Origin of the sequence: Nostoc cycadae WK-1 (assembly GCF_002897135.1) — a bacterium.
GTDB lineage: Bacteria > Cyanobacteriota > Cyanobacteriia > Cyanobacteriales > Nostocaceae > Nostoc_B.
The window spans coordinates 330994-355205 of the sequence record NZ_DF978424.1; the positions used below are offsets into that span (position 1 = coordinate 330994).

Here is a 24212-nt window from a genome sequence, read left to right on the forward strand (position 1 = left end):
CCTGAACCAAAATCTAGAATTTCTAGTTTCCCAACTAATTTTGCAGATTTGAAAATTTTTCTCCAATTTATAATCCAAAAATTTAGTTTGTCAGTTTATAATTTTGTAGCTGGTATCATAAAATATTCTTCTACCCCAGAAGAATTTAATTTTGGGTATTTCTACTGTCTGAGTTCCAGTTCTACTTCACTTAAGCTGAAAAGAGTTGGACTCATTAATCAATACAGTTGGTAGGATCATTACTCTACCAGACTAAATCTAGAGGAAATTTGAGTTGTTGAGAACGACTCAACTATGGGGCTAACTTACACACTATAGGTCAGTTACGAATTCGATGGTTTGTTTACCACTAAAGACTGAAAAATGGACTGATGGTAGCTCTATTGAGAAATGTTTAAAGTTTTTATGAAAGCTTAAATAAAGCTCACAGATGTTTATTTAGCCTATTCCGGTTAAATCTGGTAAATATCTAAATGATAATCTCGCCATGAATGCACTTCGAGGATCTGCTGTGCTCAGTTCTGCCGCTTTTAAGGTGCAGCCAGCTGCAACAGGACTAACTGAAAACCATCGCCTGCGGCTATTTTCTGGCTCTGCCAATATACAACTGTCTCAAGAAGTCGCTCGTTACCTGGGGATGGACTTGGGGCCAATGATTCGCAAGAGATTTGCGGATGGAGAACTTTATGTTCAAATCCAAGAATCTATTAGAGGTTGTGATGTTTATTTAATCCAGCCATCTTGTCAACCAGTTAACGATCACTTAATGGAATTGCTGATTATGATTGATGCCTGTCGCCGGGCTTCGGCTAGACAGGTAACAGCAGTGATTCCATATTATGGCTATGCTCGTGCCGATCGCAAAACCGCAGGACGAGAATCAATCACAGCCAAACTGGTTGCCAACCTGATTACGGAATCAGGTGCAGCTCGCGTTGTGGCAATGGATCTGCATGCCGCTCAGATTCAGGGCTACTTCGATATACCCTTTGATCATGTTTACGGTTCGCCGGTGATACTCGATTATTTGGCTAGTAAACAACTCCCTGATCTGGTAGTTGTTTCTCCTGATGTCGGTGGTGTAGCACGGGCGAGAGCATTTGCCAAAAAACTCAATGATGCCCCACTTGCCATTATTGACAAACGCCGTCAAGCTCATAATGTAGCGGAAGTCTTGAACGTTATCGGCGATGTCAAAGGCAAAACAGCCGTGTTGGTAGACGATATGATCGACACAGGCGGAACCATCGCTGAAGGCGCTAGGTTGCTGCGTGAAGAAGGAGCGCGTCAGGTATATGCCTGTGCTACTCATGCAGTCTTCTCCCCCCCAGCCATTGAACGTTTATCCAGTGGTTTGTTTGAGGAAGTCATCGTCACAAACACGATACCTTTACCAGAAGACAAACGCTTCCCGCAATTAGTAGTGCTTTCCGTGGCAAATCTTTTAGGAGAAACCATCTGGCGGATTCACGAAGATACCTCTGTAAGTAGTATGTTCCGTTAGCAAAAAAAAGACTGTTATTCAGATTACAGTCTGGCACAAATAAATATTAAATTTTGAAGTATGAAGTCAGTTTTTTTCTCTTTCATGCTTCAATTTTTATTTTCATAGCATTTTCTTGATGTGTTAAGTGATTTGCAAGTAAAAGCAGCAGATATTTTTAGTTTGTTGACAGTGAAATAATTTGGGCGATCGCAAAGTAAATTCAACCATTCATCCAAAAGTAAGTAGAACGGCTTAAAAAAACCAAACTATGTGAAGATAAGTATACAAGTCTGATGTAACAATCGTATGGGCAGTCGTTTAAGGGTATTTCTGACTCCAAAACAAGATAAAACTCTTTTTGAATTGAGAATGGCAAATGTACCCCAAAAAGTGAAAGACAGAGCAGAAGTAGTCAGGTTGAGCGCACATGGGTGGTATGTCGAAAAGATAGCATCTCACTTTAATTGGACTGCTCAAACAGTCAGAGAAGTATTGCATAAGTGGCAAAAGTTAGGTATGGAAGGGCTTTGGTCTAAACCAGGACGCGGAAGAAAACCTCAGTGGATTGAAACTGACATAACGTTTTTAGAACAGTGTTTAGAACAAGAACCACGCACATATAACAGCGTTCAACTAGCCCAAAAATTAGAACAACAACGCTCGATTAATTTAAGTCCCGACCACTTAAGACGGGTACTGAAAAAAAGGGGATCATTTGGAAGCGAACGAGAAAAAGCCATAAAGGAAAACAAGACCCAGTAGTACAGCAACTTAAACAAGCAGATTTAGAAATGCTGGAGTTGTCTGCGGCTGTTGGCGAAATCGATTTAAAGTATATGGATGAATCAGGGTTCTGTGCTTGGAGCGAACCGAGTTACAGCTATTACTTCCGAGGTCAGCAAAAACGCTTGGAGCAGAGTAACCGTAGGGGACGAAGGTTGAGCATTATCGGTTTTCTTCAACCTTTAATTAGCTTTGTGTACGGACTGGTGATTGGCGGTGTTTCACGCAAAACTTATATACAGATGATGGAGACCGAAGCGGTTGAAGCCCAAAAAATCGGACGCATTCGGGTCATAGTGCAGGACAACGGCCCAATACATAGGTGTAAAGAAGTACAAAAATTATGGTCAAAGTGGGAAGCAATGGGTTTGTACATTTTCTTTTTACCTAAATATTGTTCAGAAATGAACCCGATTGAACTGGAATGGCAACACCTAAAAAAAGATGAACTAGCCGCGAAAAGTTTTGAGGATGAATTAGACCTTGCTTATGCTGTGATTGATGGAGTTCAAACAAGAGGAGAAAAGGGAAACTACAATACACAACGTGTAAAATTTAGTTCTCATTCTTCTGCTTAACTGTCTGTTACATACCTATAAATTTTTCTCCCGACTTACTTATCTGATTTGATTTTAGGATATGGGCGATCGCTATATCACTTAATTTTTGATAATAGTCCTTCGGAGGAACTAAGGAGAGCTATTTATCAGATTGATATGGATTTTGATTATGTAGAGCAAGGTTATGGAGATTGGTCGGTAATTCAACAGGACTATGAACAATTAATTGCTACTAGTTATGATTATCAACAATGGACTGATGGCAAAATTCAGTAGTTCAAATGTAAAATAACTGTTAATTATTTATTATCAGTCAAATGCTGAAACAACTCGCTACAAAGGCATCTGGAATATTCAACTCTCAAAAAAATGTCAATATTACTTAGAGTCTTTGTCAACTTAATGCTTTAGCTTTAAAAGCTGCTAAATTTCCGCTTCACTAGTATTTACAAAAAGCCTCGCAATTGTTTCAATTAAGCTAGAATTGTTAAAGGTTCTTTACAGAATTTGCCTAACACCCCTAATTCTGTTAAAACAGCCTAGCACTTAAATGTAAATCTACAAAACCTCTCTAGAGTTGACACTAAGCCTCTATGACGCTCCCAATTCGTAACGTCGCCATCATCGCCCACGTAGACCACGGCAAAACCACCTTGGTTGATGCACTCCTCAAACAATCCGGCATTTTCCGCGAAGGCGAAGACGTTCCGGATTGCGTTATGGATTCTAACGCCCTCGAACGTGAGCGCGGAATTACTATTCTGTCTAAAAATACAGCAGTTCGCTACAAAGAAACGCTGATTAATATTGTTGATACTCCCGGACACGCTGACTTCGGCGGTGAAGTTGAACGTGTACTCGGCATGGTTGACGGATGTCTGCTAATTGTCGATGCCAATGAAGGCCCCATGCCTCAAACTCGCTTCGTGCTGAAAAAAGCTTTGGAGAAAGGCTTACGCCCCATCGTCGTACTAAACAAAATTGATCGCGCCAAAGCTGACCCCCACGTTGCTGTTGATAAAGTATTGGATCTGTTCTTAGAATTAGGCGCAGACGAAGACCAGTGTGATTTCACCTATCTATTCGCCTCTGGTATGGCAGGTTATGCCAAAGAAAGTATGGAAGCAGAGGCGGTTGATATGCAGCCTCTGTTTAATGCGATTCTGCAACACGTTCCACCACCAGTAGGCGACATCAACAAACCTCTGCAATTGCAAGTCACAACCCTAGATTATTCTGAATACTTGGGACGGATTGTCATTGGCAGAATCCACAACGGTACTATCCGCGCTGGACAACAAGCGGCTCTAGTTACAGAAAGTGGCTCTATTGTCAAAGGCAAAATCACCAAGCTGATGGGATTTGAAGGTCTCAAGCGGGTAGAGATGGAAGAAGCAACCGCTGGCTATATTGTCGCGGTGGCTGGTTTCGCTGATGCTTACATTGGCGAAACAATCACTGATCCCACCGAACCCCAAGCCTTACCTCTAATTAAAGTAGATGAGCCTACCTTACAAATGACCTTCTGGGTAAATGATTCACCCTTTGCTGGTCAAGAAGGTAAGTTGGTGACATCAAGACAAGTGCGCGATCGCCTATTCCGCGAACTAGAAACCAACGTGGCTTTACGCGTTGAAGAAACAGATTCTCCCGATAAATTCCTAGTTTCCGGTCGTGGGGAACTACACCTGGGTATCTTAATTGAAACCATGCGCCGCGAAGGTTTTGAGTTCCAAGTATCCCAACCACAAGTAATTTACCGTGAAATCAACGGTCAACCTTGCGAACCTTATGAATTGTTGGTTTTAGACGTTCCTGCTGATGCAGTTGGTAGCTGTATTGAACGTCTGGGACAACGCAAAGGCGAAATGCAAGATATGCAACCTGGAAGTGGCGATCGCACCCAGCTAGAGTTCGTCATTCCCGCCCGTGGTTTGATTGGTTTCCGTGGTGAATTCATGCGGATGACCCGTGGTGAAGGCATCATGAACCACAGCTTCTTAGATTACCGTCAACTCAGTGGTGATATTGAAGCCCGTAACAAAGGCGTTCTCATCTCCTTTGAAGAAGGAGTTTCTACCTTCTACGCTATGAAGAACGCTGAAGATAGAGGCTCATTCTTCATTACTCCTGGTACTAAAGTTTACCGAGGCATGATTGTCGGTGAACACAACCGTCCTCAAGACTTGGAATTGAATGTCTGCAAAACCAAGCAGCTAACTAACCACCGTGCGGCTGGTGGTGATGAATTAGTTCAGTTGCAAGCACCAATCGACATGAGTTTAGAACGGGCGTTAGAGTACATCGGCCCCGATGAGTTGGTGGAAGTAACACCCCAATCTATTCGCCTACGGAAAATGTCGAAGAAATTGGCAAAACGGTAAGTAAAGCCATCAGTTAATTAATTTAGAAAGCCCACATGAATGAGTGGGCTTTTTGTTTTTGCTTTATCTTGGCTTACACACCTTGTTAATATTTTCCGTATAATAACGATTTATTCCTCTTTCCAAATATGTATATCAAATAAGTAGATGCCTATGATAGAACCAACACTTATAGTAGATCCTGGGTTTGTACATCATCGAAAAATAGAAGCAATTGTAGGAAAGGTTGGGACAGAAATCATCAATCAAGAAGTTGGAAGCATACCACGACAAACTCCTGATTGGAAAAAAGAAGTTGCCATAGATCATATATATTCAAGGATTACATTAGACTTTTGCCGAGTTAATGAAATCAAAACACTACAAGAGTTTTTGCTTGATGAGTGTGGACAATTATTTTGTTCTATTGTTGATATATTGCCATGTGCAGAAATTTATGATTCCAATCGTCCAATTCTTAAATGTAAAAATATCGAAGGAGTCAACCTCAAAACAGAATTTCATATTAGTTCTAATAAAATCAGATCAGAGACTCTAAAATCAGGCTTAAACCAAGGTGGTGAGTTTGCAATAATAGCTCAACACTATAAAAAGGAAGGTAATACATTAATATTTCACCCTTTGTTGATTGGTTATCCATACTTAGCAGATTCTAAAACAGGAAGTTTACTATGGAAGAAATATACAGGCTTTTATCAGTTACATCTTGAAGATTTCAAAGAGTTTGAGGCAGTAAAAGAGTATCCTTTACCAGATTCATTTGAAAAAATGAGATATATCAAAGAAAGTGTCTTCAAAAGATGCCTTGGCATGATATTGAAAGAGTCAACTCCAAAAGATTGGGGAGGAGAATCATCTGATTTTTTTACGTCACACTTACACCTTTTTGAAAGGAGGTTATCAGCCGCTTTTCTTCTCAAGGGGCCAGCAAAATATTCACCAATGACACTTAGTCATCTGGGAAAGAACAGCGATCAGATAGTGAGGTTATCCAAAGAACCTGCTGATGTTTTAATTGTTCAGCACTGCCATGATATATTACCACCTGTTATTGAGACCCTTAAAGTTTTCGCTACGCAGCCTTCCCAAGCACGCCATTATTGTGTTATGGACGGAAGAGAATCATTAAGAATGCTAAAAGTTTTTAACCTGCTTGATTGGGCTATTAAAGAATCTTGCAGTTCTGATTAAGAGGAGGAATAGCAAGATCATGGAAGATGAATTACATCCTGAGTACGACTGCACTCAAATGCAGGAAGGTGCTAAAGGTAAATATGTTGAGCGATATCGTACACAAACTAACCTCGTACCTTTAGATCCTGATGTTGCCTAAGTTTTTCCTAATGATAAAGCAGTGAATAACATATTAAGATTACTAATAGAGATTGCCCAGCGCCAGCAGACAAAAACTACTTTAAAGCCAAAATAATAACTGTTTTTGGTAGGATTTAAGACGTTGAGTGGAGTGTTTTTTATTTGTGAATGATGGCAATATTAAAGCTATGACGATTAGCGATCCCTATACAGAAATGCCTACCTAAAGATGAAAAACGTTGAGTTGACACCAGGGAGAATCCCAGTACCAGAAAGTACAACTATAGAGGAGTTCTTAAAACTTCCCTACATTGAGGAGTCACCCGCTTGGGAATATATTAACGCAGAGGCGATTCAGAAACCTATGGGAGGAGGTAAACACAGCTTATTGCAAAAACGTTTAGTTGCAGTAATTGATAATCTAGATAGTAATTACGAAGCTTTCCCAGAATTGCGCTGTACCTTTGGTAATCGTTCCGTAGTTCCTGATGTGGTGGTTCTTTCTAAAAATCAATTACCACTTGATGATAGCGGTGATATTATTAGCGGTGGCATTGATTTTGCGCCGAATTGGATAATAGAAATTCTCTCTCCTGCTCAAAGTCAAACTAAAGTCACTGGGAATATTTTACATTGTTTAAGAAACGGCAGTAAGCTAGGATGGCTGATTGACCCCAGTGAACGTTCTATTTTAGTTTACCAGCCTAATTGTTTACCTGATTTATTAGCTGGAAAAGACATATTACCAGTGTTAGAAGATTTGAATTTAACGCTCTCAGTTGATGAAGTTTTTGCTTGGTTGCAGCGAAAAATTTAAGATTATTATTTTAATTTAAATAAATTTAAAAAGCATCTAACATTACCCAATATCAACAGTCTAAGAATAAAAGCTTTTGGTAGACGGTAGGAAGCGATCGCTCAATTTCTGATTCTGTTTAAGTATACGGTTAGAGGAAGTATTTTTATCCTCGTTGCAACAAAAGAAAATTAGCAAAATAGGAGTTTCACCAGAAGGGGTTTTGTCTCTGTAGACCTGAATTACAGTAGCTTCGTGTAAGATATCCATTCAAAACATTTAAGTCGCAGCAACGCAGATTATGGATTATCTTTAGCAGATTTATTTAATTACTCTCTCTGAATAGCCCTTTCAAGGTATGTAAGATTTCGTTACCTTGAAATTTTTACATATCTTAACAAAACTACAAATTATTCTCTTAGACAATACATTGAAGACACTAGTCTTAAATTAACTAAAATATTGCTTATTTTTTAGATTTACGCCAAAAAAACTTATTCAATTAGTGAGTTGATGAATTTACAAGAATAAGCTATAAAACTCAACCTATTATCTTAGAAATTTATAGAAATTAGTTAGTTTAGTCGAAAAATATACCACACTTTCCTATTTACATCCTATATCTGAAGGTAGAGAATAATGATTAACATTGATGGGCAACCTAAGAAAATTTCTGTCTTAAGGGTGTTTGCTCAACAAGAGCCTGCCTAAAGTATCTCCAGTGCAACTGAGGTCAAATGACGCAATCATTCAATCCAGTCCAAGAGTGGGAACAACGTCGTGATCAAGCAACCCGCTATTACCAGCAAGGTAAACTTCAAGAATCACTCGCTCTGGCAACCAAAAATTTAGAATTAGCTAGAGCAATTTCTGATCGTGCCAAAGAGGGTTACACGTTAAACGACCTCGGTTTAGCTCACCTTGGTTGCTGGCAACCTCAAAGGGCATTAGAGTGTTTTGAGCAGGCGCTTTTGGTTGCTCAAGATATAAGTAACGCCAGAGCAGAAGCAACTGCGCTGAGTAATCTTGGTTCTACCTACAGCCGTCTCGGAAAGTTTTCGCAAGCGCTGAAATATCTTGATCAAGCTCTGAAAATCTTTAGAAGATTGCAAGACACTCAGGGTGAAGTTTCGACGCTCAATGATGTGGCACTAATTTACACTAAATTAGGAGAACCCAAACGTGCGCTGTTGTTACAACACCAAATTCTCTCGATGCGGCGATTACTAGGTGATTTTTCTGGTGAAGGCACCACATTAAATGGTCTTGGGTTTGCTTACAGTATCTTAGGCCAGCATGGACAAGCTCTAGAATTTTTGCAGGAAGCACTTTCTATTCAACGAGCAGTCAAAAATTTTGTTGGTGAAGCAACTACTATGAATAATATTGCTTCTGTTTACAGTGATTTAGGGCAACCTAAACAAGCACTGCTACTTTACTATCAAGTACTTTTATCTCGCCGCGCACTTCAAGACAGATCTGGTGAAGCCACAACTCTGAACAACATTGGTTATACCTACAGCATTTTGGGTAATAACTGGCAGGCAATGAAATTTTATAAGCAAGCGATCGCAATTTATCAAGAATTCGGCGATCGCCTGGGAGAAATTTCGAGCTTGTTAAATATGGGTAACTTGTACGCCTCAACAAAACGCAAAAAAAAGGCGCTATCTTGCTACCAAAATGCTCATGAATTATCTCAGCAAATTGAATATCAACCACTCTCAGAGAAAGTACAGCAGCACCTAGATTCTCTGTAGAGTTTGATTGAAAGTGGGTGGTAGAGGAGTCGAACCTCTCTATAGCGGATTAAAAGCCCGCTGCACAGCCGCTATGCCAACCACCCATGAATAAGGAAATGGGAAGTAAAATCCACCAGGGAGGTACTGCCCCTCCTATAACTGTGTTATCAGCACAGTGCCTCACTTTTCGGCTTCAAGTGGAAGGCGGAAGATGGAAGAATCGAACTCCTGGGTATTACCCCACCCCGGTTTTCAAGACCGGTTGCCGTCCATTCAGCGGCATCTTCCATTTAGGGGTGTCCGACGAGACTTGAACTCGCTATGACTGGTTCCACAAACCAGCGCCTCGACCGTTTTGGCTTCAGACACCATCAATGGAATCAATGGGAATTGAACCCATAACCTCCTGCTTGCAAGGCAGGCGCTCTAGCCATTTGAGCTATGACCCCATCAAAAAAGTAAAAAGTGTAAAGTAAAAAGTAAAAAGAAATATTTACATTCTTTCTTTTGGCTTTTTAAGGCGAGAGTGGTAGGACTCAAACCTACAACCTTCGAGTTAGAAGCTCGATGCTCTCTTCGATTGAGCTACACTCCCAATGATTGGTAGTCCTGGCAGGAATCGAACCTGCAACTTATTGCTTGTAAGACAATTGCTCTACCTTTGAACTACAGGACTACGCAAGCTTCGCACGCTGAATGTGGCGCACTCAGATGCTACCGATTACATCATACCCGCAAGTTTCAGAGCGATCGACGAGACTCAAACTCGTACCGTGAGTTTGGAAGACTCTGATGCTGCCGTTACACCACGATCGCATCGTATTCTGGGGCTGGTGACAGGAATTGAACCTGCAACCTACTGATTACAAGTCAGTTGCTCTGCCAGTTGAGCTACACCAGCACTTTTTACTTTTGCCTTATTTGGTGACGGGGGCAGGAGTTGCACCTGCTGATATGAGGCTTATGAGACCTCTAAGCCACTCTTGCTCCATCCCCGCATTTCACCAATGCCCCTGACAGGATTTGAACCTGCAACCTCTTCGTTCTAAGCGAAGCACCTCTTCCAGTTGGGCTACAAGGGCATACTCTGATATTGGTACTCCCGACAGGATTTGAACCTGCAAAAAACTAGATCCTCGGTCTAGTGCGTCTTCCGTTCCGCTACGGGAGCTTAGTACCCCTGACAGGATTTGAACCTGTAAAATCTGGACTCTGATTCCAGCACGTATGCAGTTCCGTCACAGGGGCATATCGGGATGGCAGGATTTGAACCTGCAACTTTCAGCTCCCAAAGCTGCCGCGCTACCAAGTTGCGCCACATCCCGTTGGTACTCCTGGTGGGAGTTGTTCGCGTAAGCGTTCCCGAAGGGTACCCACACAATTAACAGATTTTAAGTCTGCCGCCTCTTCCAATTGGGCTACAGGAGCTAGTTTTGGTACTCTTGGTGGGATTTGAACCCACAACACACCGTTTTTGGGACGGCAGCCTCTTCCAATTGGGCTACAAGAGCAAAGTTTGGCAGCCCTGCCAGGGGTCGAACCTGGAGTCTTCGCCTTCAAAGGGCGGGATGTTGCCAATTACACCACAGGGCTTTATTGCCAGGGCAGGGTTTGAACCTGCAACCTCATCGTTCAGAGCGATGCGACTTTCCAATTCGTCCACCCGGCAATGAATGGCTGCCTCAGTAGGACTTGAACCTACAACCTCGCGGTTAACAGCCGCTGGCTCTGCCATTGAGCTATGAGGCAACGCAGTCCCCCAGGTCGGAATTGAACCGACGACCTCCTGTTCTTCAGACAGGCGCTACTACCAACTGAGCTACCAGGGGATAGAAAGGAGAGATGGGTAATTCCCCGTGGACTGGTTTAATTCAACTTGAATCAGCCACTCCAGCATCTCTCCTATGTAACGAGAGCGGAGGGATTTGAACCCCCACGTCTTCAGTTTCGTAGACTGAGATGTTATCCAGTTACACCACGCTCTCAATAGAGATTAGGGACTAGGGCTAGTATTTTTACTCAGCACTTTTAAGGCGGAGAGGACAGGATTTGAACCTGCGACGGTCATTAAACCGTTTCCTCTTAGCAGGAGGACGCTTTGAGCCACTCAGCCACCTCTCCACAGTGGGTCGAGCAGGATTTGAACCTGCGAACAAAATAGAACAGTTTTACAGACTGTCGCCTTTAACCAGACTCGGCCATCGACCCATAATTCCCCCGACGAGAATTGAACTCGCATCTCCGCTTTGAAAGTGCAGTGACTTAACCGTTCGTCCACGGGGGCAAAAGTAGAACGCAGGGACTAGGATTTGAACCTAGAACATCGGATTTGGAGTCACGAGGTGTTGCCGTTACACCATCCCTGCATTAGCAGTGGCGGGAGTTGAACCCGCATATACTCGGTTATGAGCCGAGGGCTTTACCGTTAAGCTACACTACAAAGTACCAAAGGCTGAGGTGAGAATCGAACTCACGATGTCGGTTTTGCAGACCAATGCCTTCAACCACTTGGCTACTCAGCCTTATAGGAGCCTTGACGGGAGTTGCACCCGCTTCTCTGTGCTTGAGAGGCGCAGCGACTTATCTAGTCGTCCACAAGGCTACACGGGAGTAACGAGACTCGAACTCGCAACCTATCGCTCGACAGGCGATCGCTCTAACCATTTGAGCTATACCCCCATGTTTGGTATCTGTGCCTAATTTTTAGGATTAGATGCACAGATAATTTTTGGTGAACTTGCCCATTCCTTATTAAGTTTTCAAGGTTCGGAAAAATTACTTCGATTAAGAAAAACTGTTAACTAAATAACCAACGTTCTAAGTAATAAACCTGTTGTGTATTACTGATGTATTCGGTGGTTTTTGCCTGAGCTAATTTAGAACTTTTGGCTTGGATATCCTCTAATTCCAGTTGTTTAGAAGTGGGAGAGGCTTTTTTTACTGGAGACTTTCGTTTATTCCAGTACCTGTTGTGTATTTGTGTGTAGAACATGACTTTTAACTTTGGAAGGCTTTGTCTTTCGCCTTACTACATATATACTACATAAATACTACAAAAGATGTCAAGAGGTTGAGAAAAAATTTTAAAAAATTGCTGAAAACCCTTAGATTGCTTGGCTTGTGACTTATTAACCTCTCTAAAAAGTAAAACTACAAGCTTATGATGGGCTGAATATTTTAGGAACCTGATGTGACAGATAAGAACCTGAAGCGACACAGAATATTTGGTGTTGTTGCGATCGCCTTTTGTGTAACAAGCTGTAGCACGTCTGCAAAATTGGAAAATGCCCATCCAATTAACAAAGTCCATGCAGCACAAGTGCCAGATCAACCAGTAACCAGTCCAATAGATGCTAAATCACAGCCATCAACTAATCTAGAAAACCTTAATTTCGAGGTTCTGACGAAATTTCAAGGAAAAACCTTATATAAAGTAGAACCTAGTAATCAAGAGAAAGTTATTGCCTTGACGGTTGATGATGGCCCCTGGCCATCATCAACCTTACAAATGCTGGATATCTTCAAAGCAAATAATGTTAAAGTGACCTTCTTTTGGGTAGGGAGTGCTTTACAAGCAAATCCTGAAATTGCCAAGCAAGTTGTAGCTGAGGGACACGCCATTGGCAACCATACTTGGCATCACTGGTATAAAAGTATGGATGAAGCCACAGCCAAAAAGGAAATTGACCGCACATCTGATCTGATTTACAAAACAACAGGAGTCAAAACAACTTTGTTTCGACCGCCTGGAGGTTTTTTAAATAATGGATTAGCAGCTTATGCCAAAAGACAGAAATACTCTGTAGTTATGTGGTCATTAACTTCGGCAGATACTGACCCTCATGCCAAACCGCAAGCATTTGTTAACAATGTGTTGAAAGGTGCCAAACCAGGCGCTATTGTGTTGATGCACGATGGTGGAGGCGATCGCCATAGAACAGTAGAAGCACTACCACAAATCATCGCTGGGCTGAAACAGCAAGGCTACCGATTCGTAACAATCCCCGAACTCCTACAAGAAAGCCCAAAGTAGAAGTATGAAATTTCATACTAGCCTGCGGCAAGCCGCTAAAAGCGTCTACACACTTCACACTTCATACTTTTTTACTCACTCATCACCGAAGTACAAGCTTGCGCTTCTTGCCACAGTTTTTGCAGAAAGAACTCGGTGCGATCGCTCATTGTGGTGATGAATACACCTACACCATCCTCAGCACCACTTGTTAGCCAAGAACCACGCAGGGTAACTTCTACATATTCGCTATCGCACACACACAAGGCTATGACTTCCCGATCATCTCGTTTCACTTCCGCCTTGAGTGCTTCTACCCCTGGAAGATCAACAGGTAGCAAAAAGGAAGCAGTACTGGGTTCAACACACAGATGTTGTCCAACTCGCATAGCGAAAATTACGCGCTGTGTTACCCACTCCTCTAGTGAATGAGGAATACACTCTAAACAAAAGCTCCTTTCGGTATAAGTTAATTTCAGCATTCCTTATGCTCTCCTGCTATTCCAGGTTTGCTTGCACATTTGTCCAAAATTGTTCTGCAAAAGCGATCGCGGGGTGAATGGGTGCCTTTGGTATTTTCCGTAGCCGCATTCCAGTCTCAGACAAAGTGCGATCGCCTTTCCGAGAGTTACATTTTTCACAAGCTATGACTACGTTATCCCAAGTATGTAAACCACCTTTGGATCGCGGGATGACATGATCTAAGGTCAGGCGTTTGCTGCTACCGCAATATTGACAAGTGTAGTGGTCTCGTCGCAAAACTTCTCGCCGATTTACTGGTGGTACTTTCCATGTCCGTTCATTAGAGCCAATTTTCAAACGAATGTGTTTTGGTACGTCAATTACTAGACTGGGTGAATGAACTCGCCATCCACCTTCTGAAGCAAAATCCAGTGGTTCTGCTTTATTCGTGACTAACAACACAATCGCTCGCTTAATATTTATGCGACACAGTGGTAAGTAATTTTGCGAAAACACCACTACAGATTGCTCTAACACCTGCATTACGCTTGTCACAGCTTCACTCCTTATTAAAAAACCCCCGCTTCTTGTCTAAATGAAGCGGGGGTTAGAAACTTACCAAAAACTTTTCTGGTTTTATATCGGTACAGCATTCTCTTGTCTGTACCTCCCGCTTATTTGGTTCGGTTGTGGTTTTGCATTCAGCGCGCCTATGCCGAGATATCTAAAATCATAATTCCCCTCTGTGATTAGCCCATGAATTTGGCTACCATCGCCCATAAATAAATACTCCACTCCCATAGCAGCTGATTCCCAACTAAATCGGCAGTTGGCAGCACGCAAAGAAGTAGAGATGGGGTAAATGGGTTTCACAGAAAATTTCACCTATTGAACATTCCTTTAAACATACTACACTTGTATTACTATCCTGTCTATACCTTTAAGGAGAAAAAGTCATGCACACAATTACTCGCACCCCAACTACCGATATGGAAGTTACCAGCATTCGCCTGGAGCGAGAACTCAAAGACAAACTCAAAGAAATAGCTGGCAATCAAGGCTATCAAGCCTTAATCCGCGATATTCTCTGGAATTATGTCCAGCAAAAATCCGGTGAGTGGAAACCGCGATTTTCAAGAGCCGATATTCGAGCTAGTATAGCCGCTACCGCCCAGCAGGAAGAACGTTGTGTACTTACAGGTCAATTGATTCAACCTCAACAGCCTATGTTACTAGGACTCACCAGGAACGGAGATATGGTTCCTCTCAGTGTCGAAAGTTTGGCTGGATAGTTTTTAATTCAATCGAAGGCAGCTTAGTTATTCATCCAGCTAACTAGGCTGCTTTCAATCTTTAGCTTTCACACGTTATCAATATTTTTTATTTAAAATATATATATTTATTAAGCTGCCAACACAATAGGCAATCTCAAAAGCAAACTGGAGTTTTAGTTTTAGGTATGCGATGACACTTGATACATTAAATGAGAAGATTTATCACCACATAATAAATATAGCCACAAGCTTGATATTACTATCTATAAACCTGTTCCAAAGAGACAAAAGCACTCACAGAGTTTTTTCTAAGGTTCTGTCATAATAGAATTTAATTTTTGGCAAACCCATAGAAATGTACTTAGCACAAGATAAATATTTAGCAATAAATATTACTAAATTTAATATATTCAGCAGTATTAATGCGGTAAAACTTTTGAGAGTTTTTATCTTAATTCCAGAGAAATTACGGTTTATGTATAGTTACCGACAAGCTATCCTAGGCCAAAGTCTAGTAGTTTAGGTCTGCGTCCCAGCCCCAAATCCTCTCGAAGCATCACCTTAATATATTTTAGAGATTTTTCTATACCCCTGTATAAATTAGATTAATATACCAGTTACTTATTCATCTGCAAGAGAAAGGGGCTATAACAGGTGAGAGAAAGTCTTGATAAAAAATTGGCCACTAACTAGGGTGCCGCGACATAACTAAATGAAAATAATATGCCAAGAAATTGGGTGCATACGATATGAGGTCATTATCTAAAAGCGTGCCAGGAATGAAAAAACGTTTATCATTGCCGCCACAGTGTCCAGATGACCTAGAACGACTACAATCATACCCACTCAAGCTGATGCAGCATCAGAACGAACCAACTCTTCAGTTGGTAAAAAAAATTAATCACATCATCGCCAATAACTCAGCAACGACATTGATGCTGCAAGAAATTGCTCGATTGCTAGGAAATGCCTTTAAAGTGGATTGCTGTTGTTTAGTGACAGTATCCGCCAGCGCAGCATCCACTGAATCAATCGTTGTCAATTGGTGTTCTGATGAGTATTTGGCAATGCCAAACCCAAGTCAGATGTTCTCCCCGGAGCATCTGTTGATGGACTCGCCTGTAGTTCAATGTGCGGCGGAACCATTTACTATTGAGGATATTTCTACTATCCAAGATAGTTTGGTAGTAGGAGGACAACATCTGCCATTACCAATCAGATCTGTTTTGGCTATTCCTACTAGGTTTGCTGGCCAAAATAATGGTGTGATTAGCCTGATAAAATTTCAACCATACAATTGGAGTGATTCAGAAAAACAACTGTTAAATTTTGTTGAGTCATCTTGTGCGATCGCTTTTTCTCAATTTGCCCAAGTGAATTTAATCACCTCGCAAGAAGAGCATCTGCAAAAAAGCGAAGAACATCAAAGCTTGATCAAGCAATTAACTATATTAAGCAAGAGTAATTTGGAGCTAAATCAAATGCTTCAGTTAGCTATTTCGTCTACTGCCGAATCTTTACAGGCAGACCGAGGCTTACTTATCTTGCTCAAATATACAGATCCTTTATTTAGAACTCAACCAAAAAAACAAATTCCTAAAGCAAAGGCCACCGTAGTTGCTGAGTGGAACCGAAATACATCAAGTTATTCAGCTACCAAGCCAGATGTTGAGCCGCAGTCATTTCTGATTTCTGAGTGTGGTTTGTGCCAACGTGTGTTTACAGATTCAGGAAAAGCCGTAATTATCGATGATTACACAGACCTCCAAGACACCTTGACAGCTGTTTCATTGTTTACACTGGATATCTTGCCTGCGGTACTGTTAGTACCATTAGAAAATCAAGGCAAAGTTTTAGGGTTTATTGTTCTTCAACAAGCAACAGCCCGTAGTTGGCAAGCATCAGAATTAAATCTGGTGGAAATGGTCTGCGTTCAAATGAGCAATGCCATTATTCAGTCACAAACATTGCGCCAGGTACAGACTTTGGTAGATGAGCGCACAGCCAAACTCCAAAGTAGTCTGGAATTGCAAGCGAAATTGCATGAAAAAACACGACAATATGTTGAGCAGCTACGGGAACTCAATCATCTCAAAGATGAATTTTTGAGCAACATGAGCGATCGCCTACGGTATCCACTGACCAATATGCAAATGTCGATCAAGAATTTGCGTTTGCCGGGAATTCAACCAGAGCGTCAAGCAAGATACATGGATATCCTAGAGCAAGAATGCACGAAAGAGATTAACTTAATTAATGATTTGCTGACACTCCAGAAGTTAGAGTCCAAGCAAGAACGTCCGCAATTTGAAACTATAGATTTAAATACGAGAATTCAGGGATTAGCAGCTAATCTGAACTCAAAACTGGCAACTAAAACCTTAAGTATAAATCTGGATTTACCCCAAGATTCGTTAAAAATACAGACTGAATTAGAAAGTTTTAACCGTATCCTGCAAGAATTATTAACGAATGCGTGTACATACTCAGAGCCGGAAACTGTAATTCATGTACAAGCCTTTCACCAAGTTGAGCAATTGGTAGATCAAGTTATTATTAAAGTGACTAATACAGGACGGGGAATTTCTGAAGAAGAAGCTACCTACATATTTGATCGGTTCCGGCGTGGTAAAGGTGGTCGATGGACTCCGGGAACGGGTTTGGGGCTGGCTTTAGCCAAGTCTTTAGTACAGCATTTGAATGGCGCGATCGCGGTTGAAAGTACTTCCATCCCCGATTCTGAACAAAGCCAAGTTTCTTTTACTCTTACCTTGCCCCAATTTTCAGACGAAAGCGAACTATAATTCCGACCGTGACTGAACAAAACAATTCCACAGCAAACCTTGATTTCAATACCGCTATTGATGAAACTAGCCTAGAGGACAACTTGGCTGTTGATTCAGCTAATTTGCCTCCTGTCGCCGTCCAAATCGAGAAAATAGCAGAGCGACAGCGACAAATTTCCGCCAAAATTCACATTCCTCATTCCGTGGAACGTATATGGCAAGTGCTGACTGATTATGAAGCCTTAGTTGACTTCATCCCCAATCTAGCTAAAAGTCGTTTAATGGAGCATCCTCACGGTGGTATTCGACTTGAGCAAGTAGGCTCTCAGCGCTTATTGAATGTCAACTTTTGTGCGCGTGTAGTTTTAGATTTGGAAGAACATTTTCCCAAGCAAATTACTTTCTCTATGGTTGAAGGAGATTTCAAAGGCTTCTCTGGTAGTTGGAAACTAGAGCCTTGCTCTGTTGACGGAATTATGGGAACCAATCTTTGCTACACCATCCAAGTTTGGCCAAAACTAACTATGCCAGTGACCATTATCGAACGCCGTCTGAGTAAGGATTTACAGTTGAATCTTTTAGCAATTTACCAGCGTATAGCACAGTTGGCGTAGTAAATATGAACAATAATTTGTCAAGTTTTCCTTACTAACACAATGGGAACGGGAAAACTTGACTTTTAAAATACCCCCAGGGGAATTCGAATCCCCGTCGCCTCCGTGAAAGGGAGGTGTCCTAGGCCTCTAGACGATGGGGGCGTAAGACTTTCGACTGTGTTTTAGTTTGATGCTGCCTTGCTGGTAAAGTACCCCCAGGGGAATTCGAATCCCCGTCGCCTCCGTGAAAGGGAGGTGTCCTAGGCCTCTAGACGATGGGGGCATCGCAATCAAACCTTTTATAAATTAACTAATTTTCCCAGTGATGTCAACAGCTTTTGCAAAAAAACAATTTTTATTGCAGATAAACTAAGATGCGGGAAGAAAGGGCAAAGTGAGATGGGTGGAAGCTTTTACCTAAAATTCTTGTATGCACAACAAACAGCCAATTAACGAGTTCCTGAATGGCAAAAACCCCCAGATTAATCTGTTGAGTCACTCTGAAAATCTAAAAATGTTTGGCAAACTACCACTTTTGTGAGAACTAAGGGACAATAGAGTATCGTACAAAACCCAGTATGAAAGAAAATCACATTTTAATCAGATACAAAGATTGTCATACTGTACTCTGGAGAAGTCCTCTTTACACTTCTTTACAAGAGATTTTGAAATCTATCGCTCAAAATCTACAACATGGAAGCATCTCTTGAAATCACCTTACAGATGGTGATCGCTGTTGTAGCAGGTATTAGCGCCCAAGTGATAGCTGCATACTTGCGTGTACCCAGTATCGTTTTATTGCTCTTATTGGGCATTATCCTCGGCTCTGATGGTCTGGGATTGTTGCACCCACATTTGCTAGGTACAGGATTAGAAGTAATTGTTTCTCTAGCGACGGCTATCATCCTGTTTGAAGGTGGACTGAATTTAGATTTGCGGGAATTAGGTAGGGTTTCAGTTAGCCTGCAATTGCTCGTTACCCTAGGAACGCTAATCACCCTACTTGGCGGTAGTATGGCGGCTCATTGGCTGGGTGAATTTCCTTGGAATATAGCTTTTCTCTATGCTTCTATAGTTGTGGTTACGGGGCCAACAGTGGTTGGGCCTCTGCTCAAACAAATTAATGTAGATCGACAGGTTGCAACGCTCTTAGAAGGGGAAGGGGTTTTAATTGACCCAGTGGGTGCTATTTTAGCCTTCGTGGTTTTAGATACGATTGTTAACGGTGATGCTGACCCAGTTAACGCCATTGTTGGTCTGTTGATGCGTTTGGGGGTAGGTGCGACAATTGGTGCAATCGGTGGCTACTTGATGAGTTGGGTTTTCAAGTATGCCAGTTTGCTGTCGTTTGAGTTGAAAAATCTTGTAGTTTTGGCAATACTTTGGGGTCTGTTTTCTCTCGCCCAGACGATTCGTAGTGAATCGGGAGTGATGACAACAGTAGTAGCAGGAGCAGTATTTGCCAATTCTTCTGTACCGGAAGAACGTCTTTTACGCAGTTTTAAAGGGCAGTTAACAATTCTCAGCGTATCCGTTCTCTTCATTTTGTTAGCGGCAGATTTATCAATTGCCAGTGTATTTGCCCTAGGTTGGGGTAGTGTATTAACTGTTTTAGTTCTAATGTTTGTAGTGCGGCCGATTAATATTCTGGCTTGTACTTGGAACAGTAATCTCAACTGGCGACAGAAGTTATTTTTAAGTTGGGTAGCTCCTAGAGGGATTGTGTCTGCTTCTGTGGCTTCACTATTCGCAATTTTACTCACGCAACATGGGATAAATGGTGGTGATGCCATTAAAGCCTTAGTATTTCTGACCATCATCATGACAGTAGTTTGCCAAGGGTTAACCGCTGGCGGAATTGCCCAGTTATTACAAATTACTTCTAAGGATGCAACTGGAGTAGTAATTGTTGGTTGTAATTCCTTGAGTTTGTTAATTGCTCGCTTGTTTCAAGAACGAGGAGAGTCTGTGGTGATGATTGATACAGACCCGGAAAGTTGTGAAAAAGCCGCAGAGCAAAATATTCGCGTGATTGCTAGTAGCGCTCTCGATACCGGAGTTTTAGAAGAAGCCGGACTCGCTTCTATGGGTACTTTTGTGGCGATGACGAGTAACGGTGAGGTAAATTTTGTTTTGGCGCAACGTGCTGCTGAGGAATTTAATCCTCCCCGTGTGTTAGCTGTTTTTCCCCGTGATCCGCAGGCGAGTAATGGTGGAAATCAAAAAACTGTAAACCAAGCTTTTGTGACTGAATTAACAATTAAGACTTGGAATGAATACCTGAATGACGGACGCGTAAAGCTAGGAAAAACAACATTGGATACAGTCGATTTTGACAGCCAACAAGAGCGCATTCAAGAAAAAATTCGGACTGGGGTATTGCTACCACTACTATTAGAACGAGAAGAACGTCTACAAGTAATGCCAGCAAATCAAGACTGGGAAATAGGCGATCGCATTATTTATTTATTGCATGACCCCAGACCAAATCTGTTAAAACGCTTGTCGGGTGCTAGTCAATCCACACCCTTGGCTGTAGAAAAGTTACCAGAACTAGAAGAAGTTGCTGTACCAACTTTGGCTCAACTCTCTACTAGTGATGTTTCTGGAAGTTGATTTGACGCTGTATAAATTTGCTGTTCTTGCCACAGGAGCGCCAGTAAATGCACTACTGCTAGAACTAGGGTAGCCGTTGCCACAATATAACTGTGAATGGTGTAAAGATGTTCAACTGTGAGGGTGTTAATCGCTCCACCACCAGTCAGGATATTTCGCAGTTGTTCACCAATGAAAGGAATGGCTTCGATGGTTCCCAATTCAATGCTGAAACGCCAGTATCCTTCTTGCGTCCAATCAAGGAGCATAGCTGTCCAATCTAGCCCGATCGCACTTAAGGTAAGTAATATACCGCTAACCCAAGCTACAAGCCAACTCTGACTAAATTGCCGCCCTAAAAACATGACGACAATTTGCACCAAGGCGATCGCAATTAAACCATTACCTGCTATCTCATGGGTGCGGTAAAACAACCAGCCATAAGGCACTTGAGTATTAATCATTTTCAAAGAATTGTAAGCACCACCAGCTGTTGGTTCGTAATAAAAAGACAGCAAAATTCCAGTAGTGGTATAAATCAAGCACAGGGTCAGAATTACGACTGATAATACCGTTGCGAGTCGCTGCAAAATTCTATCAAACTGGGTGCTTTGCATATTCACCCCTCCTGTTCTTTATTAAATATGTATTTTTACTACATTTTAACTAAGAAATATTTATATTTGTTGCATTTATCAAAGATATATAAAATTTCTAAATTAAATATTTCGCCCAAATATTGAGTGGTTCTGGGGAGCCATACCAAATTCCAGGGCTTCTGGGTGAGTGTCTCACACCTTCAATAATTAGATTCTCTGCTCCTTCGAGGTGAGCAGATGCAATCGGAGTAATACCATCGCCCCAGGTGTTTCCTTGACCACAAGTTAATTGGTAACTGCTGTAGGCTAACCAGCTACCAGGCCGCCGTTCACCAAAAATAGTTTTGCCTGCAACACACACATAACGGACATTTTTGTAAAATGCTCCGGGATAGTTATTGGCTACAAAGTCGAGATTCCATCGCGTCCAGTGTTCTTGACTGATATGCGGAGTGCCTAAGGTGATGAGGGTAGCAATTAAAGGATGAGCATTCCAAACAGATGGTTGAGCTTGATTGCGGGGAGTGTAAGGTTTTTCTCCTAAATAAATCCGGGAAATCCAACCACCAGCTGAATGTCCAATTAGATTGATTTGTGTGGCTGGATATGCTTGTAATATTTGTTTAACAGTCTGGTCAAGCTTTTGTAAAATTGGTGTGACAGGTCTGCCACCAACAGTAGGAAGCCAATCACGCCGTCGCAATGGTACCGTGACTGTAGGAAACCCCAACTGTTTCAGGGATGTTTCTAGAGTCTGGTAAGCGATCGCGCTTTCTAAATATCCCGGCACAATAACTGTAGGTAACGGCATTTTGCAATTAAAGTGAAAATTTCATAGTGGCAAATGATGTCATTAAAATATCAGGAATTATGAAGACCTTGTTTGTCCTCATTTATTAGAGAAAAAGCAAACTTAGCCACAATTAGCTACTAACTGATGTGATACCATGTCATCTGTCGGCAAATTTTGACAGACAACAAGCTAACCATCTACTAAAAAATCTCAACTGACGGAAAAACAGTTATAGCGATAGTTGAGTCTGGTACAGTCTAGATGGATATATCTTTAGACCGATGCGTTCAGGCTCACTGCCAACTACTGTAATTGTCAGTTTAGAGTGCGTAAATATATACGCAACATACAAATTAGTGAAGTGATAACTATTTAAAGTTCGGATTTGCAAGTGCAACTAAAAAAGCTAAAATTGCGTCATTAAAAAATTAAACTTGACCAAAAATCTAACTCTTGTCATTTTGAGTTATACCCAAGAAGTTATTCTTTTTAAAGGCTGCATTTTGTACCACCAAGATAATATTGATTTGCTAATTAACTGCAACTGAGCCGAGTGAACGATAACAGCTATGTCTTACGTCTCCCTGCTAAAAAATATACCTGAAATTTTAAGCCAGCCAACTGGAATTGCCGCTATTGCCTCAATTGGTATTCATGGCGCTATTGCATTGATTGTGCCATTGATGCCAGTAGATCCAAATAAAGCTAAAGATACAGCATCTTCAAAATCAGTAGGCATTTTGGAATTAAGCCAAGCTGATCAAAATCGTTTACCCCAAACTCCAGGTACAACTCAGTTTGCTGTGCAACCACAATTACCTAGATTTTCGCAGCAACAGCAACTAGCACTACAGCCACAAGTACCTCCATCTTTTAATGGCCAGACAACTGTACTGCCTCCGCTACCACCATCTAGTTATACACAGTCAGTACTGCCATCATTACCTACAACTTCTAACAACTACCGTATTTCCTCATTGCCTACAAAGCAGTCTTCACAAATTCCTAGACAAGATTTTCGATTTGACAATTCCGGTTTTAAAGCTGGGAACCAAAAATTTACTGCATCAATTCCTAATTTTGATGACAAGCCTGTAATTCCACAGAGAACACAACCACTTCCAGTAGAAAATCTCCCAGATCTACCTCCAGCAACAATACCGCCGGAAATACTCAATAGCCCAATTCCCAGTCCAGCCTCTAGTTCAAATACTACAACGGCAAATAACAGAATTACTCCCCAGCCTATACAGCCTGAGCCTGAAAATAATATAGCAGTTACGCCAAACCGGACTTTAGCCCCTGGTATTGCTCAAACGCCGAAGGCTGGAGATCATACAACTTCGTCAACAGCAAGCCTTCCCCCTTTAAAGCCAATAACAACGCCTAGTTTGCCTACAAAAGCTGCCAACCAGACGCTGATAGCTCAAGCAGAATCTTACGCAGAACTGAGAAAAGCACTCCAGCAGCAATACCCTAATTCAGAAGAAAAAGGGGTCATTCGGGATACAGTGGCTGTGAGTAAGGCTGGTGTGGAAGGTACAGTTTTAGGCGTTTTAGTAGTAGATCCTGATGGCAAAGTATTGGATATCAAATTTCAAGACAAATTACTTTCTCCAGCACTGCAATTAAAAGCAAGGCAATATTTCAATGCTAAGTCTTTAAAAGGAGAGAAAACAATTAGTCGTTATCCATTTAATCTGCTGTTCCAAGACGGGAGCAAAACTGCTGGGGGTAGCTCACAGACAATACAGACACCAGTAGGTACAACTCAACCGACAACAAGTAGCCAGCCAATAATTATTCCAGGTAATAGTAATCAGCTAAAACCAAATCCAGCAGTGACAGCTAAACCTGATAACATTGAGCCAACATCATCATCTACATCAATAACTAATACCAATCAGCAATTGTCTTCTCAAAAACCTGACCGTCAACTAATTCAAAAGTTACGCGATGTCAGGGAAAAAAGAGAAAATGCTAACTCGGAAAAATAAAGTAGCGATCGCTCTCATTTCACAGTAGCAAAA

At 41.6% G+C, this 24212-nt stretch carries 21 protein-coding genes and 26 tRNA genes; 14 read left to right on the forward strand and 33 right to left on the reverse strand.

Annotated features, from left to right (window positions below):
- Positions 1-487: 487 nt before the first annotated feature.
- The 8 genes from NCWK1_RS07735 (at position 488) to NCWK1_RS07765 (ending at position 9083) form a co-directional block, all read left to right on the forward strand.
- Positions 488-1504 carry a ribose-phosphate pyrophosphokinase gene (locus NCWK1_RS07735; RefSeq protein ID WP_096575766.1) on the forward strand — a complete coding sequence of 339 codons (1017 nt, stop codon included), beginning with the start codon at positions 488-490 and terminating at the stop codon, positions 1502-1504.
- 288 nt (positions 1505-1792) lie between these two features.
- Positions 1793-2847, forward strand: a protein-coding gene (locus NCWK1_RS07740) for an IS630 family transposase (RefSeq protein ID WP_103124310.1) whose coding sequence is annotated in 2 segments (ribosomal slippage) — positions 1793-2185 and positions 2188-2847 — 1053 coding nt in all. Because the reading frame shifts where the segments join, the coding sequence is not laid out codon by codon here.
- A 48-nt stretch (positions 2848-2895) separates the two neighbouring features.
- Positions 2896-3105: a hypothetical protein gene (locus tag NCWK1_RS29455; RefSeq protein ID WP_187308079.1), complete on the forward strand. Its 210-nt coding sequence runs from the start codon at positions 2896-2898 to the stop codon at positions 3103-3105.
- A 317-nt stretch (positions 3106-3422) separates the two neighbouring features.
- On the forward strand, positions 3423-5213 hold the full coding sequence (gene typA, locus NCWK1_RS07745; protein ID WP_103124311.1) for a translational GTPase TypA: 1791 nt from the start codon (positions 3423-3425) through the stop codon (positions 5211-5213).
- Positions 5214-5366: 153 nt separating this feature from the next.
- The gene (locus tag NCWK1_RS07750) at positions 5367-6404 is read left to right on the forward strand and encodes a hypothetical protein (RefSeq protein ID WP_146033961.1); all 1038 of its coding nucleotides are present in this window, start codon (positions 5367-5369) and stop codon (positions 6402-6404) included.
- A 19-nt stretch (positions 6405-6423) separates the two neighbouring features.
- Positions 6424-6546: a hypothetical protein gene (locus NCWK1_RS30590; protein ID WP_422730843.1), complete on the forward strand. Its 123-nt coding sequence runs from the start codon at positions 6424-6426 to the stop codon at positions 6544-6546.
- A 210-nt stretch (positions 6547-6756) separates the two neighbouring features.
- Complete coding sequence (locus tag NCWK1_RS07760; protein WP_103124313.1) at positions 6757-7344, forward strand: Uma2 family endonuclease; 588 nt, start codon at positions 6757-6759, stop codon at positions 7342-7344.
- A 716-nt stretch (positions 7345-8060) separates the two neighbouring features.
- Positions 8061-9083, forward strand: coding sequence for a tetratricopeptide repeat protein (locus tag NCWK1_RS07765; RefSeq protein ID WP_103124314.1), 1023 nt, complete (start codon positions 8061-8063; stop codon positions 9081-9083).
- A 14-nt stretch (positions 9084-9097) separates the two neighbouring features.
- On the opposite strand, the gene NCWK1_RS07770 is transcribed toward NCWK1_RS07765, so the two are convergent.
- The 25 genes from NCWK1_RS07770 to NCWK1_RS07880 all read right to left on the reverse strand — a co-directional run bounded on the left by NCWK1_RS07770 (position 9098) and on the right by NCWK1_RS07880 (position 12057).
- Positions 9098-9169: transfer RNA gene (locus NCWK1_RS07770), tRNA-Lys, on the reverse strand.
- Between the two features lie 191 nt (positions 9170-9360).
- Positions 9361-9434: transfer RNA gene (locus NCWK1_RS29270), tRNA-His, on the reverse strand.
- 6 nt (positions 9435-9440) lie between these two features.
- A tRNA-Ala gene (locus NCWK1_RS07775) sits at positions 9441-9514 on the reverse strand.
- 72 nt (positions 9515-9586) lie between these two features.
- Positions 9587-9660 (reverse strand) — tRNA-Arg (locus NCWK1_RS07780).
- Between the two features lie 6 nt (positions 9661-9666).
- Positions 9667-9741: transfer RNA gene (locus NCWK1_RS07785), tRNA-Val, on the reverse strand.
- Between the two features lie 69 nt (positions 9742-9810).
- Positions 9811-9881: transfer RNA gene (locus NCWK1_RS29275), tRNA-Gly, on the reverse strand.
- 9 nt (positions 9882-9890) lie between these two features.
- Positions 9891-9966, reverse strand: a tRNA-Thr gene (locus tag NCWK1_RS07790).
- A 107-nt stretch (positions 9967-10073) separates the two neighbouring features.
- A tRNA-Leu gene (locus NCWK1_RS07795) sits at positions 10074-10147 on the reverse strand.
- 12 nt (positions 10148-10159) lie between these two features.
- A tRNA-Leu gene (locus NCWK1_RS07800) sits at positions 10160-10236 on the reverse strand.
- A gap of 4 nt (positions 10237-10240) precedes the next feature.
- Positions 10241-10313: transfer RNA gene (locus NCWK1_RS07805), tRNA-Leu, on the reverse strand.
- Between the two features lie 3 nt (positions 10314-10316).
- Positions 10317-10390 (reverse strand) — tRNA-Pro (locus NCWK1_RS07810).
- A gap of 1 nt (position 10391) precedes the next feature.
- A tRNA-Leu gene (locus tag NCWK1_RS29280) sits at positions 10392-10493 on the reverse strand.
- 6 nt (positions 10494-10499) lie between these two features.
- A tRNA-Leu gene (locus tag NCWK1_RS07815) sits at positions 10500-10576 on the reverse strand.
- Positions 10577-10582: 6 nt separating this feature from the next.
- Positions 10583-10658, reverse strand: a tRNA-Gln gene (locus NCWK1_RS07820).
- Between the two features lie 3 nt (positions 10659-10661).
- A tRNA-Gln gene (locus tag NCWK1_RS07825) sits at positions 10662-10734 on the reverse strand.
- 5 nt (positions 10735-10739) lie between these two features.
- Positions 10740-10814 (reverse strand) — tRNA-Asn (locus NCWK1_RS07830).
- Between the two features lie 6 nt (positions 10815-10820).
- A tRNA-Phe gene (locus NCWK1_RS07835) sits at positions 10821-10894 on the reverse strand.
- A gap of 81 nt (positions 10895-10975) precedes the next feature.
- Positions 10976-11050: transfer RNA gene (locus tag NCWK1_RS07840), tRNA-Arg, on the reverse strand.
- Between the two features lie 49 nt (positions 11051-11099).
- Positions 11100-11186 (reverse strand) — tRNA-Ser (locus tag NCWK1_RS07845).
- A gap of 4 nt (positions 11187-11190) precedes the next feature.
- A tRNA-Tyr gene (locus tag NCWK1_RS07850) sits at positions 11191-11273 on the reverse strand.
- 86 nt (positions 11274-11359) lie between these two features.
- Positions 11360-11431 (reverse strand) — tRNA-Trp (locus tag NCWK1_RS07860).
- A 2-nt stretch (positions 11432-11433) separates the two neighbouring features.
- A tRNA-Ile gene (locus tag NCWK1_RS07865) sits at positions 11434-11505 on the reverse strand.
- Between the two features lie 9 nt (positions 11506-11514).
- A tRNA-Cys gene (locus NCWK1_RS07870) sits at positions 11515-11587 on the reverse strand.
- Between the two features lie 83 nt (positions 11588-11670).
- Positions 11671-11744 (reverse strand) — tRNA-Asp (locus NCWK1_RS07875).
- A gap of 118 nt (positions 11745-11862) precedes the next feature.
- On the reverse strand, positions 11863-12057 hold the full coding sequence (locus NCWK1_RS07880) for a hypothetical protein (protein ID WP_103124315.1): 195 nt from the start codon (positions 12055-12057) through the stop codon (positions 11863-11865).
- Positions 12058-12255: 198 nt separating this feature from the next.
- Between NCWK1_RS07880 and NCWK1_RS07885 the strand changes: the two genes are divergently transcribed.
- Positions 12256-13098 (forward strand): polysaccharide deacetylase family protein, encoded by an 843-nt coding sequence (locus tag NCWK1_RS07885; protein WP_103124316.1) that lies wholly within the window; start codon positions 12256-12258, stop codon positions 13096-13098.
- Between the two features lie 71 nt (positions 13099-13169).
- On the opposite strand, the gene NCWK1_RS07890 is transcribed toward NCWK1_RS07885, so the two are convergent.
- The 3 genes from NCWK1_RS07890 to NCWK1_RS07900 all read right to left on the reverse strand — a co-directional run bounded on the left by NCWK1_RS07890 (position 13170) and on the right by NCWK1_RS07900 (position 14424).
- Complete coding sequence (locus NCWK1_RS07890; RefSeq protein ID WP_103124317.1) at positions 13170-13559, reverse strand: alr0857 family protein; 390 nt, start codon at positions 13557-13559, stop codon at positions 13170-13172.
- Between the two features lie 16 nt (positions 13560-13575).
- Entirely contained in the window at positions 13576-14094 is a 519-nt protein-coding gene (locus tag NCWK1_RS07895) for an HNH endonuclease (RefSeq protein ID WP_103124318.1), read from the reverse strand.
- Positions 14095-14175: 81 nt separating this feature from the next.
- Positions 14176-14424, reverse strand: a complete 249-nt coding sequence (locus tag NCWK1_RS07900; protein WP_103124319.1) for a hypothetical protein — start codon at positions 14422-14424, stop codon at positions 14176-14178.
- A gap of 71 nt (positions 14425-14495) precedes the next feature.
- On the opposite strand from NCWK1_RS07900, the gene NCWK1_RS07905 reads away from it, so the two are divergent.
- The 3 genes from NCWK1_RS07905 to NCWK1_RS07915 all read left to right on the forward strand — a co-directional run bounded on the left by NCWK1_RS07905 (position 14496) and on the right by NCWK1_RS07915 (position 18213).
- Positions 14496-14831, forward strand: coding sequence for a ribbon-helix-helix domain-containing protein (locus tag NCWK1_RS07905; protein ID WP_015113795.1), 336 nt, complete (start codon positions 14496-14498; stop codon positions 14829-14831).
- A gap of 761 nt (positions 14832-15592) precedes the next feature.
- The gene (locus NCWK1_RS07910; RefSeq protein WP_103124320.1) at positions 15593-17617 is read left to right on the forward strand and encodes a sensor histidine kinase; all 2025 of its coding nucleotides are present in this window, start codon (positions 15593-15595) and stop codon (positions 17615-17617) included.
- A gap of 8 nt (positions 17618-17625) precedes the next feature.
- Entirely contained in the window at positions 17626-18213 is a 588-nt protein-coding gene (locus NCWK1_RS07915; RefSeq protein WP_103124321.1) for an SRPBCC family protein, read from the forward strand.
- A 71-nt stretch (positions 18214-18284) separates the two neighbouring features.
- Here the strand turns inward: NCWK1_RS07915 and NCWK1_RS07920 are convergent.
- From NCWK1_RS07920 to NCWK1_RS29460, 3 genes are all read right to left on the reverse strand, one after another.
- Positions 18285-18357, reverse strand: a tRNA-Glu gene (locus tag NCWK1_RS07920).
- Between the two features lie 48 nt (positions 18358-18405).
- A tRNA-Glu gene (locus tag NCWK1_RS07925) sits at positions 18406-18478 on the reverse strand.
- A 72-nt stretch (positions 18479-18550) separates the two neighbouring features.
- Positions 18551-18694, reverse strand: coding sequence for a hypothetical protein (locus NCWK1_RS29460; protein WP_187308080.1), 144 nt, complete (start codon positions 18692-18694; stop codon positions 18551-18553).
- 194 nt (positions 18695-18888) lie between these two features.
- Between NCWK1_RS29460 and NCWK1_RS07930 the strand changes: the two genes are divergently transcribed.
- Positions 18889-20811 (forward strand): cation:proton antiporter, encoded by a 1923-nt coding sequence (locus NCWK1_RS07930; protein WP_103124322.1) that lies wholly within the window; start codon positions 18889-18891, stop codon positions 20809-20811.
- On the opposite strand, the gene NCWK1_RS07935 is transcribed toward NCWK1_RS07930, so the two are convergent.
- Positions 20778-21407, reverse strand: coding sequence for a cytochrome b N-terminal domain-containing protein (locus NCWK1_RS07935; RefSeq protein WP_096575736.1), 630 nt, complete (start codon positions 21405-21407; stop codon positions 20778-20780). The genes NCWK1_RS07930 and NCWK1_RS07935 overlap by 34 nt on opposite strands.
- A 97-nt stretch (positions 21408-21504) precedes the next feature.
- On the reverse strand, positions 21505-22200 hold the full coding sequence (locus NCWK1_RS07940) for an esterase/lipase family protein (RefSeq protein ID WP_103124323.1): 696 nt from the start codon (positions 22198-22200) through the stop codon (positions 21505-21507).
- Positions 22201-22751: 551 nt separating this feature from the next.
- On the opposite strand from NCWK1_RS07940, the gene NCWK1_RS07945 reads away from it, so the two are divergent.
- A complete protein-coding gene (locus NCWK1_RS07945; RefSeq protein WP_103124324.1) occupies positions 22752-24179 on the forward strand; it encodes a hypothetical protein in 1428 nt (475 codons plus the stop codon).
- The last annotated feature ends 33 nt before the right edge of the window (positions 24180-24212 follow it).